General features: G+C 58.2%; 12 protein-coding genes, 1 tRNA gene and 1 pseudogene. 7 read left to right on the top strand and 7 right to left on the bottom strand.

Annotation, left to right across the window (positions count from 1 at the left end; translation table 11 throughout):
* Positions 1-39 precede the first annotated feature (39 nt).
* From ACR0L1_RS01595 to ACR0L1_RS01570, 6 genes are read right to left on the bottom strand one after another with little or no spacing between them, the layout of a single operon-like run.
* Entirely contained in the window at positions 40-837 is a 798-nt protein-coding gene (locus tag ACR0L1_RS01595) for an MBL fold metallo-hydrolase (protein ID WP_170769301.1), read from the bottom strand.
* Entirely contained in the window at positions 834-1640 is an 807-nt protein-coding gene (locus ACR0L1_RS01590; protein ID WP_480856811.1) for a TatD family hydrolase, read from the bottom strand. Before ACR0L1_RS01590 ends, ACR0L1_RS01595 begins: the two co-directional genes overlap by 4 nt.
* Entirely contained in the window at positions 1637-2758 is a 1122-nt protein-coding gene (locus ACR0L1_RS01585) for a DNA polymerase III subunit delta' (RefSeq protein ID WP_480503100.1), read from the bottom strand. The genes ACR0L1_RS01590 and ACR0L1_RS01585 overlap by 4 nt, the downstream gene beginning before the upstream one ends.
* 10 nt (positions 2759-2768) lie before the next feature.
* On the bottom strand, positions 2769-3377 hold the full coding sequence (gene tmk, locus ACR0L1_RS01580; RefSeq protein ID WP_170788395.1) for a dTMP kinase: 609 nt from the start codon (positions 3375-3377) through the stop codon (positions 2769-2771).
* A gap of 12 nt (positions 3378-3389) precedes the next feature.
* The gene (locus ACR0L1_RS01575) at positions 3390-4556 is read right to left on the bottom strand and encodes a D-alanyl-D-alanine carboxypeptidase family protein (RefSeq protein WP_170788396.1); all 1167 of its coding nucleotides are present in this window, start codon (positions 4554-4556) and stop codon (positions 3390-3392) included.
* Positions 4557-4576: 20 nt separating this feature from the next.
* On the bottom strand, positions 4577-5749 hold the full coding sequence (locus ACR0L1_RS01570; protein WP_480503096.1) for an SPOR domain-containing protein: 1173 nt from the start codon (positions 5747-5749) through the stop codon (positions 4577-4579).
* 204 nt (positions 5750-5953) lie between these two features.
* Between ACR0L1_RS01570 and ACR0L1_RS01565 the strand changes: the two genes are divergently transcribed.
* Together ACR0L1_RS01565 and ACR0L1_RS01560 are read left to right on the top strand one after the other, a co-directional pair.
* A tRNA-Ser gene (locus ACR0L1_RS01565) sits at positions 5954-6043 on the top strand.
* 73 nt (positions 6044-6116) lie between these two features.
* Positions 6117-6824 (top strand): IS6 family transposase, encoded by a 708-nt coding sequence (locus ACR0L1_RS01560; protein WP_480856808.1) that lies wholly within the window; start codon positions 6117-6119, stop codon positions 6822-6824.
* 65 nt (positions 6825-6889) lie between these two features.
* Here ACR0L1_RS01560 and ACR0L1_RS01555 read toward each other — a convergent pair.
* Positions 6890-7231, bottom strand: a pseudogene (locus ACR0L1_RS01555) (transposase); the annotation flags it as partial.
* 185 nt (positions 7232-7416) lie between these two features.
* Here ACR0L1_RS01555 and ACR0L1_RS01550 point away from each other — a divergent pair.
* From ACR0L1_RS01550 to ACR0L1_RS01530, 5 genes are all read left to right on the top strand, one after another.
* On the top strand, positions 7417-9282 hold the full coding sequence (locus ACR0L1_RS01550) for a GAF domain-containing protein (protein WP_480856806.1): 1866 nt from the start codon (positions 7417-7419) through the stop codon (positions 9280-9282).
* Between the two features lies 1 nt (position 9283).
* Entirely contained in the window at positions 9284-11425 is a 2142-nt protein-coding gene (locus ACR0L1_RS01545) for a peptidase M50 (RefSeq protein ID WP_480856805.1), read from the top strand.
* Positions 11418-13370, top strand: a complete 1953-nt coding sequence (locus tag ACR0L1_RS01540; protein ID WP_480856803.1) for a preprotein translocase subunit SecA — start codon at positions 11418-11420, stop codon at positions 13368-13370. The genes ACR0L1_RS01545 and ACR0L1_RS01540 overlap by 8 nt, the downstream gene beginning before the upstream one ends.
* Before the next feature lies 1 nt (position 13371).
* A complete protein-coding gene (locus tag ACR0L1_RS01535) occupies positions 13372-14193 on the top strand; it encodes an efflux RND transporter periplasmic adaptor subunit (protein ID WP_480856802.1) in 822 nt (273 codons plus the stop codon).
* 107 nt (positions 14194-14300) lie between these two features.
* The gene (locus ACR0L1_RS01530) at positions 14301-14984 is read left to right on the top strand and encodes a SapC family protein (protein WP_480856800.1); all 684 of its coding nucleotides are present in this window, start codon (positions 14301-14303) and stop codon (positions 14982-14984) included.
* The last annotated feature ends 217 nt before the right edge of the window (positions 14985-15201 follow it).

The following is a 15201-nucleotide window of genomic DNA, read 5'->3' as shown; positions in this document are numbered from 1 at the left end:
GCCATCCGGTGAGATATTGCGGCAGGCACCACCGACATTTTACAGCGCCTGATGGATCACCATGCCATCATAGGCCGGGGTGATGTGGTCGGCGGTTTCGGCCTTGACCGTGGCATAGTCCATGTCGATATGCATATTGGTCAGCACCGCGCGCTTCGGCTCGAGCTGTTCGATCCAACCAAGCGTCTTTTCCAGATGCGCATGAGTGGGATGCGGCGTGCGGCGCAGCGCGTCGATGACCAAACAGTCCAGCCCTTGCAGTGCAGGCCATGCGTCGTCATAGATCTCGGCCACGTCTGGCAAATAGACCAGTCCGCCAATCCGAAAGCCCAACGCGTCGATCGAGCCGTGATTAACCTTGAACGGCTGCAACGGGATCGGGCCGCCGGGGCCGTCGATCTCAAACGGGCCACTGATGGTTTTCAGATCAAGGATCGGCGGGTAGGGCGAGCTGTCAGGCTGGATGAACGCATATCCGAACCGTCCCAGCAGGTCGTTTTGCGTGTCACCGTCCGCCCAGACAGGTACGCGGGTGCGCATGTTGAACACGATCATGCGCAGGTCATCTATGCCGTGGACGTGGTCGGCATGGCTGTGGGTGTAGACCACCCCATCCAGACGCCCGGTGCCGGTATCCAGCAACTGGCTGCGCATATCCGGCGTGGTGTCGATCAGGACCGAGGTTGTGCCTTCGGGCCCATCGCGCTCTACCAGCATGGAACAGCGACGGCGGATGTTCTTGGGGTTTTCGGGGTCGCAATCGCCCCAATGCCCGCCCAGTCGAGGTACGCCACCGGAGGAACCGCAGCCCAGAATGGTGCAGCGCAGCTGGGTCATGCAGCCGCCTTGTAGGTTGCGGCTTTGGTGAACAGCCGCTCGAAATTCAGCTGGGTCTGAGCGGCGAACTCGGCATAGTCCATACCGAACACCTCGGCCCCTTTGCGGGCGGTATGGGCGGTATAGGCGGGCTCGTTGCGTTTGCCGCGGAACGGGGGCGGGGCCAGATAGGGCGCGTCGGTTTCGACCAGAACGCGATCGACTGGGGCGGTGGCAAAGATATCGCGCAGCTCCTGGCTTTTGGGGAAGGCGGCGATGCCGGACATCGACAGGTAAAAACCCAGATCCAGCGCGGCTTTGGCCAGTTCCGCCGATGAGGAAAAGCAGTGCATCACGCAGGAATAGGGCGCGTTGCGATGTTCCTCGGCCAGAATGCGGGCCATGTCCTCGTCCGCCGCACGGGCGTGAATAATCAGGGGTAGGCCGGTGCGCTGGGCCGCCTCGATATGGATACGCAGAGATTGTTTTTGCACTTCGGCGCTGTCGGCGGTGTAATGGTAATCCAGCCCGGTCTCACCAATACCGACGAATTTCGGGTGCTGGGACAGTGCGACCAGTTCGTCTACGGTTGCCATCTGCTCATCCGCAGCGCTCATGGGGTGGGTGCCAGCGGCGTAGAAGACGGGGGCGTGGTCCTCAGCTATCGCGCGGACGCTGGGTTCATTGCGCAGCTTGGTGCAGATTGTGACCATACGGGTTACGCCCGCGTCAATCGCATTGGCGACGATCTGGTCCAACTGGCCTTCGAAATCGGGGAAGTCCAGATGGCAATGGCTGTCGGTGATCTGGGGGGTGTCGCTCATCTGCTCTGACCGGCGGTTTCCTGTATCTTGAACACCGTATCTAGGACCAGAGCCGCAGGGTCAAGGTTCACCGCCTGACCATGGCGTGCGCGGGTTGTGATTGTCGCAGCCACCTCAGCCCATTTGCGGGCCTGATGGGGGGATTGGGATAGGCGCGACAGGATTTCGGCCTCATGCGGGGCGGCTTCGGGCAGGGGGGCTGCGCCGGTCGCTCCGGTCAGGGCAAGGCGCGACAGGGCCACGTCGATCAGGGTTAAAAGCAGCTCGAACCTCTCAGCCGCGCCGCGCTGGGCGGCGGCCTCGGCCAGTTTCAGGGCGCGTTGACGGTCCATGCGGGGCAGGGTGCCGAGGATGGCGATGAACTCGGCGTAAATCTCTAACCCGCCCAGGTTAATCAGGCGCACCGCGTCCCCGACAGAGCCAGCGGCGAGGGCGGCCAGATGATCTGGTTGCGTAGGCATTTCGGCTCCGGTTTGGGCCAGTGCGGACTGCATATCGTCAGCCCCTAACGGGGATAGGCGCAGGGTTCGACAGCGCGACCGGATTGTTGGCAACAGGCGCGAGGGCTGGTGCGAGATCAACAGCAGCGTCGTACGCGCGGGCGGTTCTTCCAGCATTTTCAACAGGGCGTTGGCGGCGCTGACATTCATCTCATCAGCCGCGTCTACGATGACCACGCGCCGCCCGCCATCGGCCGAGGACAGGCCGAAGAACTTGCCCAGCTTGCGGATGTCATCCACCACGATCTCACTCCGCAGCCGCCCTTGATCGTTCAGCGTTCGGGTAATGGCGGCCAGGCCGGGTTCGGCCCCGGCCTGAATGCGGTGGGCGACGGGGTGGTCGGGGTCGATCGCGAGCGTCTCAGGGGGCGGGGGCGCGCCGAACAGCCCGTCATCCTCAGCCGGAGGGGTCGCCAGCAGGAACCGCGCGATCTGCCACGCAAGCGTAGCTTTGCCCACCCCGCGCGGGCCGGTCAGCAGCCAGCCGTGGTGCAGACGGTCCGAGGTGTAGGCGTTCAGAAAGGCCTGTTCGGCCTCGGCCTGCCCGAACAAGGTCGCGGTTTCGCGCGGATGCGGGGCACCGGGGGCCTGATCCGGGGTCGGGGTGTCGTCGCTCATGGGTCGTCCGTCACAAGGATTGCAGGACGATATCTGTCACATCGCGGGCCACACTGTCCATGTCCCGGTTGCCATCGATCACGCGAAAACGGTCCGGGAACTCATCGGCCAGCGCCAGAAACCCTGCGCGCATCTTTTGCTGCAACTCCAGGCCGAAATCCTCGAACCGTTCCTCGGTGCCTTGCCGCCCCTTGGCGCGAGACAGGCCGATTTCGGGGTCCATGTCGATCAGCAGTGTCAGATTGGGTTCGCGCCCGATCATCAGCTTGTGCAACTGATCCACCACAGGGCGCAGATTGCCACGTGACATGCCCTGATACATGCGCGTGCTGTCGGCGAACCGGTCGCAGATCACGACTTTTCCAGCCGCCAGCGCGGGTTCAATGGTTCGTTCCAGATGGTCGCGGCGGGCGGCAGTGAACAGCAGCAGCTCTGTCTCGGCTGACCAGCGGTCGGGATCACCTTCCAATACCAGCCTACGGATTTCCTCGGCCCCGGCTGAACCGCCGGGTTCGCGGGTCAGAACAACGTCGCGGCCCAATCCGCGCAAGTGATCGGCCAGCATACGCGCCTGCGAGGACTTGCCCGACCCATCAATGCCTTCAAATGTCAGAAACACGCGGTGCCCTTGTCAAAATGCGTCCAGAGGGTTGCCGATCACATCGGTCAGAACGATCCCTCCGACGGTCATCATCCGAACCAGAAAACCACCCGCGGCCACATCCTGTACCGCGACCAGAGGACGCCGAATTTCGGGCAGACCTTCAGGCTTGATGACCAGTTCGGCCAGTTTCTGACCCTTGGCAATCGGAGCGTTGATCGGGCCGTCATAGACGACCTCGGCAGCCACGTTTTCGTCGCCCAGAACCGGCAGTAGGATGTTCAGATCGTCTTCGGGTACAAGGCCAACCGTCCTTTGCGCCCCCATCCAAACTTCGGCCTCGGCTATCGGCGCGTCTTTGTTGGCAATTGTCCTCTCGACAAAATTTCGAAACGACCAGTTAACCACGGACTCAGCCTCCTCTGCGCGCGTGGCGGTGCTATCCAGACCGGTGAGCACGAAGATCACCCTGCGGTCCCCCTGTTTGGCCGAGCCGACAAGGCCATAGCCTGCCTCTTGCGTGTGGCCAGTCTTCAGGCCGTCCGCGCCTATCCCCAGTTTCAGTAGCGGATTGCGGTTGCGTTTGTTTGAGGGCGCGCGGCCATCGAATTCAAACTCTTCCTCGGCGAACAGAGGATAGTATTCAGGAAAATCACTGATCAGGCGATCTGCCAGAACGGCCAGATCGTGGACTGACATCATGTGACCGGCAGCGGGCCAGCCGTTGGAATTGGCAAAGGTAGAATTGTCCATGCCCAGCTGTTTCGCGCGCTGCGTCATGTAGCGGGCAAACCCGGCCTCGGTCCCGTCGGGGCTGAGCGCCTCGGCGATCACCACGCAGGCATCGTTGCCCGACAGCACGATGATACCGCGCAGCAAATCCTCGACTGTGACGCGATCCAATGTGTTCAGGAACATGGTCGAGCCACCATAGCTCATGGCGTGTTCGGAAACGGGTAGGGTCTCATCCAACGTCAGACGTCCGTCGCGCAGGGCCTCGAAGGCCACATACAGTGTCATGAGTTTGGACATCGACGCCGGGGGCAGGGGCTGATCGGCGTCTTTGGATAGAAGGACCGTGCCGGTCGTCTGATCCATCACATAGGCCGCCCTGGCCGTCGTATCGAAAGCCTGGGCGGGCAGAGCAAACATTGCCAGTCCGAGGGTCAGAACAGTTGAGCGTAGTGAGGACAGCATAGCGGCACCTCCTTTCGGGTTCAGTTTTTGACGGTGAAGGCGTCTGAAAAGCCCAGATCCTTGACATCGCGATGAATGGCATTGCGCTCGGCCCGCGTGGACGCGGGGCCAACCACCACGCGCCAGACGATCTTGTCATCGGTCTTCAATTCTCGCACCTCGGCGCTCAGACCGTTCCTGCGGATCTTGTCGGCGGCGCTTTTGGCATTGGCTTCGACCCCGAACGTACCCACCTGCACATATGGTTTTGACAGCGGGCCGGAAGCTGGGGCTTCGGCCGCCACAGGAGTCGGGTCCGAGGCTTCAATCGCCGCTGCGGCGCCCTCAATCGGGTCCAAGGGCGTTTCGGTGATTTCATCGACCTCTTTCTTCTGCCACCACTTCCGTTTTGGTGCGGCATCGGCGGGAGGTGTCACTTCGGGGTCAGTCAGAGACGGCGCAGCCGCAGCGGCTGCAGCGACCTCGGCTGTGTCGGCGGCCGTTTCGGTCGCTGTATCAACCGCCGTATCTGCGGCATCGGCGGTTGCCGCGCCAGCAGCAGCGGCAGCCCCTGCGACGGCTGCGGTTTCCTTCTTTTGCCACCATTTGCGCTTGGGTTTGTCTTCAACCGCCGCCTCGCCATCGGCTTCGACGTCAACCGCCGCGCTTTCAACCACTTCCTGCTCGGGCTCGGCGGCGGGTTCTTCCGCAGCTTCGGGTTCAGGTTCGGCTGCGACAGGCTCTACCGGTTTGCGACGCAGAGCGACAACGTCCACTCGCGTGGGCGCGCCGGCCAAAATACCCAGCTTCTCGGCGGCAGCGGAAGAAAGCTGCAACGCGGGACCAGGAAGGTTGCGTTCGCGGCGGAACAGGGCGCCTGTGGTGGACTTGTTATTTGCGGTGTTTGTTATGCGTACACGTTCGGGCTGGGTAACATCCGGGTGCGCGACCCAGATACCGCCCAATGACGGGCGTCCATCCCACAACCCGGCTTCGGTGACGTTGAAAACCTCGGGGGCTTCGACATCCTCGCGTGTGTTTCCGGTCGCATCGGGAAACAGCTCTACCGAGTCACTGCCGCGCGGACTGCTGTCCGCGTCCGAAGAAGCCTCATCCGAAGACAGCGTTTCGTCGCAACCTACAAGAACTGTAAGCGCCACAGCAAAAACCACCAACGCCCGCGGTTTTGCGCGTGTCACAATCGCTCGATCCATTATCTCATCCCTTGCCTGAAAGGGCTTGGTTCACAATGCCCCACTGCCGTTTGCCGGTTCTCAAAGGCCAGCGTGTTTCGGTCTTTTCACCGTTGATCATAACCCGAGCAAAGGAGCATGGAAAGTCTGCTGGACAGGCTTGAGCAAGTTTTCCCTATTTGCACTTGCCACCGGTTTCGCTTGGCCTTAGACCCAGCCCCACGCGGGGAGGTGGCAGAGTGGTCGAATGCGGCGGTCTTGAAAACCGTTGGGCGTGAGAGCGTCCCCAGGGTTCGAATCCCTGTCTCCCCGCCACTCATACCCGTCTCACGGTCTTGTCAGAAGAACTTTGCTTGAGCGGGGTATGGCGGTTGCGTAGCTTTCGCCCATGACCAGACCTGCCTCTTTCAAATACTTCAAAACCAGCCCTGAGATCATCCGCCTAGCGGTGATGTTGTACATCCGTTTCCCGCTCTCGCTTCGGAATGTTGAAGACCTACTGCATGAACGCGGGATCGATGTCAGCCACGAAACTGTCCGATATTGGTGGAACAGGTTCGGGCCGATGTTTGCTGCTGAGATCCGAAGAAAGCGGGTTCAGCAACTCCGAACCCTTTCAAAATGGAAGTGGCACGTGGACGAGGTTTTTGTGAAGGTGAACGGCAAGCGGCATTATCTTTGGCGGGCTGTTGATCACGAAGGTGAGGTGCTGGAAGCAGTCGTCACCAAACGCCGAAACAAAGCTGCAGCACTGAAATTCCTCAAGAAATTGATGAAGCGGCACGGTTGCGCCGAAGAGATCGTCACAGATCGCTTCGCTTCCTACAAGGCCGCGCTCAGAGAAATGGGCGCGCTCGAAAAACAACAGACGGGCCGGTGGCTCAACAACCGCGTCGAGAATTCACACCTTCCTTTCCGACGACGCGAACGCGCGATGCAACGTTTCAGGCGTATGCGAAGTTTACAGAAGTTCGCCGCCATCCACTCCTCTGTCTACAACCACTTCAATCAGGAAAGATCGCTAGCCAGCCGAGACAGCTTCAAGCTAACACGCACCGCCGCCCTGGCCGAGTGGCGTCAACTTTGTTCCGGATAGGTTCACGGATTCCGCAGCAAACTGAGACTGGTTCGAATTCGTCTGACAGCACCCTCGAAGATGCTTTTTTTCAGAAGACGGTTCTCGAGGGTGAGATCGGCAACCACTTCCTTCAACGCCGACGACTCCGCCTTAAGATCTTTCACCTCGGAACTGGTTGCTTGGCGGGCCGTGTCCCCGGCCAATCGCTTCTTCCCAGCTTCGAGGAACTCTTTCGACCAACTGTAATAAAGGCTCGTAGCAATGCCCTCGCGGCGGCACAGTTCTGCAATGCTGTCCTCGCCGCGCAAACCTTCTAACTCGATGCGGATCTTCTCTTCGGCCGAATGCTGGCGCCGGGTCTTCCTGCGGATGTCTTTGACAACTTTTTCGGTCGCAGATTTCTGCTTTCCGGATTTCATTCTCATCTCCACTCTCTGATGGTTACGATGAGCCTGAAATCCTCCGCTACGCAATCAGCCTATTATGTTCCATGGGTGCTGACGTCAGACACGGTCAAAAGAACAGTTGACGTTTGGGAACCTCACCGCGCAAGGTGATCCGAGTTACCTGTGTTTAAGTTTGTTTAGTTGTTGTTTGTATAGGAGTGGGTATGCCTGCCGATGACTCGGGTTTTGCGGACCACGAGGATGCGAAACCCAAAGTAACCTGGCTGGAACAAAGTTTGTGGAAGGCCATCTCTGACTCTCCGGCCGAACACAAATCGGGGGCAGCAGGCTGGTTGAGCGCGTGGCTTGGCATACTAGCGTCGCGGATTGGAAACGTGCGCGTTGGGGCTTTGTTTGAACTAGATGGCAACGCACTGAATGCCGTAGTCGAATACCCGGAAGGCGCTGTGCCGCCGACAGCCCTTACTCTGGAGGTTCAGAGGGCGGTCAAGGCGGGAACCGGTGTCGCGACCACGCTTGAAGGCGACGGTGCCATTGCTGTTTGTGCATTGCCGATTGAATTTGATGGCGGTGCGAAATGGGTGTTGGCACTGGCACTTGCCGACGCAACTCAGGACCGGATCCGCGTTACTCTTCGTGAGATGCAGTGGTCAGCCGCCTGGCTGCGCGAGCACGAATGGGCGAAAGCGGCAGGTAATTCGAATGCCTCTCTAGAGCGATTGCGAATGGCGACCGAGGCATTGGTTGCCGCACTGGATCGCACACGATTTGTCGAAGCTGCGATGACGACAGTCACGGAACTGGCCCGGCAGTTCGACTGTGACCGTGTTTCGATCGGGTTCTCGAAACGCCGACGTCAGAAGATTGTCGCAATCTCTCATGCGGCGCGATTTGCGGAACGCATGCAGATTGTTCAACTTGTTCAGTCCGCTATGGAAGAGGCCTGCGACCAGCGTATGGCGATGATCTTTCCCAGTCAGGATCAAGCGCCTTATCAGCGCGCGCATGAGGTCTTGTCGCGCAAACTGGGCTCTTCTCAGATTCTGAGCATACCGATGCTGTCGGGTGATCGGATCTATGGTGCGGTGACGATGGAGCGGACAGGCGACGCGTTTACGCAGGAAAATGTAGAAGCCCTGCAGACCATCGCTGCAATGGTCGGTCCGGTGTTGGAAGAAAAGCGGCTGAATGATCGCTGGCTATTGTGGAAAGTCCTGGAAACACTTGGGCGACAATTGAAGTTCACGCTGGGACCGACGCATTTCACCCGAAAGATCGTACTGTTTGTAGCAGCCGCAATTGTCGGATTTTTCTGGTGGGCCACCGCCCCGTACAAGGTGACAGCGGATGCGGCGATTGAAGGAACGGTTCGCCGGGCTTTGGTCGCGCCTTTTGACGGGTTTATCCTGACGGCAAACGTGCGCGCCGGTGATACTGTCGCTGAGGGTCAGGTGCTTGCAAAACTGGATGATGCGGATCTGGCGCTGGAACGGCTGCGCTGGGTGACCGAGCGGCAGCAGTATGAATTAACTTATGAAGACGCGTTGGGGCAGCGGCTTAGGGCCGACGCAGCGCTTGCAAGGATCGGGATCGAGCAGGCCGAAGCTCGGGTGGCGCTGATCGACGCCGAACTGGAACGCACGACGATTCGCGCACCCTTCGACGGGCTGGTGATCTCGGGCGATCTTTCGCAATCCATCGGAACCGCCGTGTCCAGAGGGGATCTGATTTTCGAAATCGCGCCGCTTGATCATTATCGGGTGGTCCTGGAGGTCGATGAAACCCAGATCGCAGAAATTGAACCCGGTCAGCATGGTGAGCTGATCGTGGCGTCTCTGGCCAACGAAATATTTGATGTGAGAGTGTCCAAAGTCACGCCAGTCGCACGTGTGGTCGATGGGCGAAACGTCTTTGAGGTCGACGCGCTGGTCGAAGGAAACACGTCGCGATTGCGCCCGGGCATGGAGGGTATTTCAAAGATAAACATAGAAGAGCGCCGCCTGATTTCGATCTGGACCCGACAGTTCACGGACTGGGTGCGTATGGCGCATTGGCGTTGGTTCGGGTGAAATGGAAACACTCGAAAGCTCCTCCTGGCATCGCGTTGCCGATCTGAAACCACGGTTTCGACCGCATGCCGATATTCACCGGCATGTCTATCGGGGGCATGTCTGGCATATCGTACAGGATCATCAATCCGGTCGGTATTTCCGGATTTCGCCTGCCGCTTATCATCTGGTTTCGCAGATGAATGGGATGCGAACGGTCGAAGAGATCTGGCGAAATGCCGGGCAACGATGGGGCACTGACAGACCAACGCAGGACGAAACGATACGATTGATTGCGCAACTGGGGCAGGCGGACCTGCTGGTTGAAGGCGCGCCGACGGATATCAGCGCAATTGCACGCCGGGCCGAGATCGGACGCAGCCGTGATATGCTTGCCAGGATCAAGAACCCGATGGCGATCCGGATACCGCTTTTTGACCCCGACCGTTTTTTGTCTGCAACCCAGATGTTCGTGCGCCCGCTGTTCTCTCTTTGGGGCCTGATCGCTTGGCTGGGGCTGATCGGGTTCGGGATCGTTACGGCAGTTTTGAATTGGCCAGAACTGACGTCGAACCTGCTGGATCGTATTCTGGTTTCCGAGAACCTGATCCTTTTGGTAATTACCTACCCGTTCGTAAAAGCCTTTCACGAGCTTGGGCATGCCTATGCCGTTAAGGTCTGGGGTGGGGAAGTGCACGAAATCGGCGTGATGCTTCTGGTCTTTATGCCGGTACCTTATGTGGATGCGTCATCTTCGGCAGTTTTTCCTGAAAAGTATCAGCGCGTTGTTGTTGGCGCCGCCGGTATCATAGTCGAAGTGGCACTTGCGGCGATTGCAATGATCGTCTGGGCCAATGCGGAAAGCGGGCTGGTCACGGCCATCGCCTTCAACGTAATGTTGATCGGCGGCGTGTCGACGGTTCTTTTCAATGGCAACCCATTGTTGCGTTTCGACGGGTATTACGTTCTGGCTGATCTTATCGAAACGCCGAACCTGGGGCCGCGATCCAACCGTTATGTCCAGTTTCTGGTGCAAACACATGTTTTAGGGATCCACACTGTCGACGATCCCGCCACCACGCCGGGTGAGCGTCGCTGGTTTTTCGCCTATTCGATCGCGGCGTTTCTTTACAGGCTGACGATCATGGCTGCGATTGCAATGTTCGTTGCGGGCAAGTTCTTTTTCTTCGGCGTCCTTCTGGCCATTTGGGCAATCACAATGATGCTGATCTGGCCAATAATAAAAGGCCTGAAATTCATTTTGACAGACGCCCGCCTCGATGGTCAGCGCCCTCGCGCCATCGGGATATTGGCTGCGGCGGTATGTTTTGTTCTGTGGGTGTTGGCTGGTGTACCGATCCCGTATCGAACCTTGACGCAAGGCATCGTTTGGGCTGAGGAAAGCGCGCAGGTTCGCGCAGGCGCCAGCGGTTTTGTAAGCGAAATTTCCGAACAACCCGGAACGATTGTGGAACAGGGAACGACACTGGTGCGGTTTGAGGACCCCATTGCTGCGAGCCGCGTGAACTTGCTGGAAATAGATTTGCGCGCCAACCTGGCGCGTTATGAAGGCGTTCGGGCCATTGATCTGGTTCAGGCCAAGATCTTTTCAGAACAGGTAGAGTTGGCAAAATACCGGTTGGACGCCGAAAAGCTGCGGGCGTCGGAAATGGAAATTACCGCCCCTCAGAGCGGGCAGTTCGTTCTGGTCGATGCCGACGCTTTGGTTGGTCGATATGTGCGCAAGGGCGCACTGCTGGGGTTCGTGATGCCGGATGGCGTGCCCGTGATCCGTGCCGTGGTCTTGCAATCGCAGATCGACCTTGTCAGATCCCGTCTTGTAAGCGTCGAGCTTCGCGCTACCAGCGGCATGCGCCGCGAAGTATCGGGCACAATCTTACGGGCTCCCCCGGCGGCCGTTTCGGACGTACCGTCCGAAGCCCTGACAACTTCGGCCGGAGGGCCGGTGGTGGCGCAAGTTGCAGAAAACGGCCGAGCCCGTGCGATTGATCCGTTTTTCATTGTCGATATTGTTCCCAATGAACCCATGTCACTTGGGGTTGGCGAGCGGGTTTACGTCAGATTTGATCACGGTCCCGAACCAGTTCTGTTTCGAATTTCCAGAAGCCTCCGGCGTCTGTTTCTGAGTCAGTTCGATGTCTGAGGCGATCTGGCTGTCACCTCTGCGTCTCTACCCTGAACGCGACGACGGGCATCTGGACCCGAGGCTGAGCCCGGCTGCGCGCATAGAAGGTCTTTGGGCGTCTCGTTTTGCCAAGCTCAGGGCGGGCAAGCTTCGCCGAAAAATCCTGCCCAAAGTGCAAAAAGCACAGCGGCGAATGGCGCGTATGTCGCCGTTAGACATTGCGCGGGAGCAGTTGGAAATTCGAAAACGATTGCGCCGCGCAAACGGATATCCAGCCGATCTTTCCGCCCGCGCTTTGGTTGTGGCAGCGCACGAGGCATCAGACGTATTGGGTATGACGCCGCATCCCGTGCAGTTTGTCGGGGCCTTTGCTTTGCTGTCGGGGATGCTGGCCGAGATGGAAACCGGTGAAGGCAAAAGTCTTACTGCGGCGCTGGCGGCCGCTGTAGCCGGCATGGCAGGCGAGCAGGTCCATCTGATCACCTCAAACGATTACCTTGCGACCCGCGATGCGGACGGCTTCAGAGAGTTTTTTGGCCGGTTCGACTTGACCACAGCTGGGGCGACGAACGGGCAAAGCCCGGCCGACCGGATGGCGGTGTATCGTGCAGATATTGCCTATCTTTCAAACAAAGAGGCTGCGTTTGACTATCTGCGCGATCGTCTTGATCGTCGGACAGGTGAGGGAGAGATCGGCGCCACGCTTCGGAATTATCTGGATGGAGACAGCGGCCTGCGGATGCGAGGATTGCCCTTTGCGATCGTGGACGAGGCCGACAGCGTTATGATCGACGAGGCGCGCACGCCGCTGATCCTGTCTGCCGAACGGGAAACGGAATTGGATGAAGCGGTTTGCCGTCTGGCGTTTTCCTATGCGGATAAATTGCAGGAGGGCACAGATTTTCAGGTCGAAAAGGATCTGATGCGGGTCACGCTTACCGAGGACGGGGGTGAAAAGCTGGATGCTCTGGCCAATGATGCGCCGCCGCCCTGGGACATGCGGATTTTTCGCGAAGAACGGGTCAGGCAGGCACTGGCGGCGCGTTATCTTTTTGAACGCGACCGTCACTATCTGGTTAACGAGGATAAAGTGCAGATCATCGATGAATATACCGGCCGCATTCTGGCTGATCGGTTTTACGCCGAGGGTTTGCACCAAATGATTGAAGCAAAAGAAAAATTACCTCCCTCTAGTCGCAGGATTACGTTGGCGCGGATTACGTATCAGGTGTTCTTTCGCCGCTATGTGAGGTTGGCGGGAATGACCGGAACCGCGCAGGAGGTCGCCGATGAATTCTGGTCAGTTTACGGCCTGCCCGTCGCGCGGATTCCCACCCATCGTCCGGTCAGACGTCAGCATCGCAGTCCCAAGACTTACCCAACTAGTGCCGAGCGGTGGGCGGCTGTGGCTGACCGCGTTGAAGAGTTTCAAGTAACAGGCCAACCAGTGTTGATCGGAACCAGATCAGTCGGCGCGTCGCTTGAAGGGTCTGATGTTTTGACGGCCCGAGGCATCCAGCATGTGGTTCTAAACGCCGCGCAGGATGCTGAAGAGGCCGACATCATTGCGCGCTGCGGTCAGTTGGGTCGCGTGACAATTGCGACCAACATGGCCGGTCGGGGCGCTGACATCCGTATCGGGGCAGGTGTTGCAGAACTGGGCGGGCTGGCGGTTGTCATGACTGAATATCACGATGCCGGGCGTATCGACCGCCAACTTGCTGGCAGATGCGCACGCCAAGGCGAGACGGGCCAGTTCGAAGTTTTCGTGTCAGACGAAGATGCGCTTTTGGCCGAGCACGGATCTCAGGCCGATAAAATTCTCGCTCGCTACGTCAAGAAGGAAGACGCAGGGCTTCATCTGCTTGCGCAACGGCGTGCCGAACGCAAACACCGCCGGATGCGTACGGCTCTTTTGAAGGCGGACAGAAAACTATCGGAGGCGCTGCCCTATGGTGATTAGGATGCTTGGACTGACCCTGTCCGCTGTCTTGGTGACGATCGGTGCGCCGGCGATGTCGGATCAGACGGCGTTTGATTGTGTGATTGATCCGGCCAGCATAATTAGGCTGGGCGGCACCACATCAGGCAGCCTTGCCGAAGTACTTGTCGACCGTGGCGACCCGGTTGCCAAGGGTCAGGTCGTGGCGATGCTGGATTCCGAACTCGAACAGGCAACGGTGGAGTTGCTGAGGTTGCGTGCGAATAACAGGGAAACGATCGAAGCCTATGTCGCTGAGCTTGTGTTTGCGAAAAAGCAATTGGACCGGTTGGAGGTGCTGGTCAGCCGCGATGTTGCCTCGGTTGCTGCCATTGATCAGGTTCGGTCTGAAGCGGCGATTGCCGAGCGCAACGTGGCAAATGCCGAGTTGGATCAGAAAGTCGCGCAGATGGAGCTCAGGCGCGCGGAAATCCAGTTGGAACGGCGCAAGATCAAAAGCCCGATCGACGGGCTGGTTGTCAGCCGCCTGCTATCTCCCGGTGAATATCTGACCGAGGAAGGGTCGGTGCTTGTTCTGACGCAGTTGGATCCTCTTTATGTCGAGGTTTTCCTGCCGGTCGAACTTTATGGTCAGATTGGCATCGGCGATCAGGTTGTGGTTGAGCCGGACGCCCCGGTTGGGGGTCAGTACGAGGCCGAAATTGCAGCTGTTGATCAGGTGTTCGACACCGCCTCAGGCACTTTTGGTGTCAGGTTGTTAATGCCGAATCCAGACAGCGAAATTCCCGGCGGGCTTAGATGTCTGGCGAAATTTACAATTGACAGCGCGCTTGTCGCTGATTGATGATTTGTTAATTAACCGAAAGGAATTGGGTAGTTATGTCCGAACAAAATTCTTCAGAAGCCCGACAGCCACAGTTTTATCAAAGCCCCGAACCGCTGGATGCGCGCATGCACGGGGATTTGAAATTTAGAAACGACACCGGGTACGGATTTGCCCGCACAGCAACAGGTGTCATGATCACCGCCGCGGAATTTGTGCATGCGGCCAAACATTATCCAATCGTGTTTACAGAAGCGAACCCGGCCGTTCCGATCGCCCTGATGGGGGTGCGAAACGGGGAAAATCTGTTTGTGGATGCCGACGGGAATTGGAAGGAAGGCGTGTACATTCCCGCCTATATTCGTCGTTATCCATTCGCGTTCGTTTCTAGCACAGATGCCGAGCGGTTGATCCTTTGCGTGGACCGCGACAGTCAGCACGTTTCCGAGGAAGACGGCGAGCCGCTATTTGTCGATGGTGAAGCGACTGCCGTCACCAACAGCGCGCTTGAGTTTTGCACTGCGTTTCAGCGACAGCACAACGTGACTCAGCAATTGTGTGAAGCATTGAAGGAATACGGATTGCTGTCAAAACGCAGGGCGGACGTCTCGCTTGGGCCGATTGAGAAAACCGCTGTCACGGATTTTCTGGCGGCGACCGAAGATGCCCTTGCCGGTCTGGAAGATGACAGCTTTCTGGACCTGCGGCGCAGGGGATTGCTTGGCTTTTTGTACGTCCATCTGATGTCGCTTACGAACTTCAACACGCTTGCCCAGATGGCTGTTCAGGTTGATTCGGATGCTGCAGCGTAAATCAACTTTGCGTGACTTTCTAAAAACGAAAATCAGCAAGCCTTTGAAAAGGTTTGCTTAACAATGTGAACTATTTCTTAATCTTTTAAGTAAAACTAGCGTACAATAACGAAAATATGACTTTAGGCCGCTTACATATTCATCTCGAGCGGCACTCTTTTTAGATCGAAGACCAGAATTTGAGTGGTCTGATTTTTGGGGCGTTACGCCTGAACGT

This window comes from Ruegeria sp. J8, from assembly GCF_056531925.1.
Note: the sequence above shows the minus strand (reverse complement) of the source record. Positions and strands in the feature narration are given on the sequence as shown.

Bases quoted from the DNA above. Each gene is read 5' to 3' on its own strand.
- ACR0L1_RS01530 (WP_480856800.1), top strand. From the start codon at position 14,301: ATGCACGGGGATTTGAAATTTAGAAACGACACCGGGTACGGATTTGCC.
- ACR0L1_RS01540 (WP_480856803.1), top strand. From the start codon at position 11,418: ATGTCTGAGGCGATCTGGCTGTCACCTCTGCGTCTCTACCCTGAACGC.
- ACR0L1_RS01550 (WP_480856806.1), top strand. From the start codon at position 7,417: ATGCCTGCCGATGACTCGGGTTTTGCGGACCACGAGGATGCGAAACCC.
- ACR0L1_RS01575 (WP_170788396.1), bottom strand. From the start codon at position 4,556: ATGCTGTCCTCACTACGCTCAACTGTTCTGACCCTCGGACTGGCAATG.
- ACR0L1_RS01585 (WP_480503100.1), bottom strand. From the start codon at position 2,758: ATGAGCGACGACACCCCGACCCCGGATCAGGCCCCCGGTGCCCCGCAT.
- ACR0L1_RS01590 (WP_480856811.1), bottom strand. From the start codon at position 1,640: ATGAGCGACACCCCCCAGATCACCGACAGCCATTGCCATCTGGACTTC.
- ACR0L1_RS01570 (WP_480503096.1), bottom strand. From the start codon at position 5,749: ATGGATCGAGCGATTGTGACACGCGCAAAACCGCGGGCGTTGGTGGTT.
- ACR0L1_RS01595 (WP_170769301.1), bottom strand. From the start codon at position 837: ATGACCCAGCTGCGCTGCACCATTCTGGGCTGCGGTTCCTCCGGTGGC.
- ACR0L1_RS01560 (WP_480856808.1), top strand. From the start codon at position 6,117: ATGACCAGACCTGCCTCTTTCAAATACTTCAAAACCAGCCCTGAGATC.
- ACR0L1_RS01535 (WP_480856802.1), top strand. From the start codon at position 13,372: ATGCTTGGACTGACCCTGTCCGCTGTCTTGGTGACGATCGGTGCGCCG.
- ACR0L1_RS01545 (WP_480856805.1), top strand. From the start codon at position 9,284: ATGGAAACACTCGAAAGCTCCTCCTGGCATCGCGTTGCCGATCTGAAA.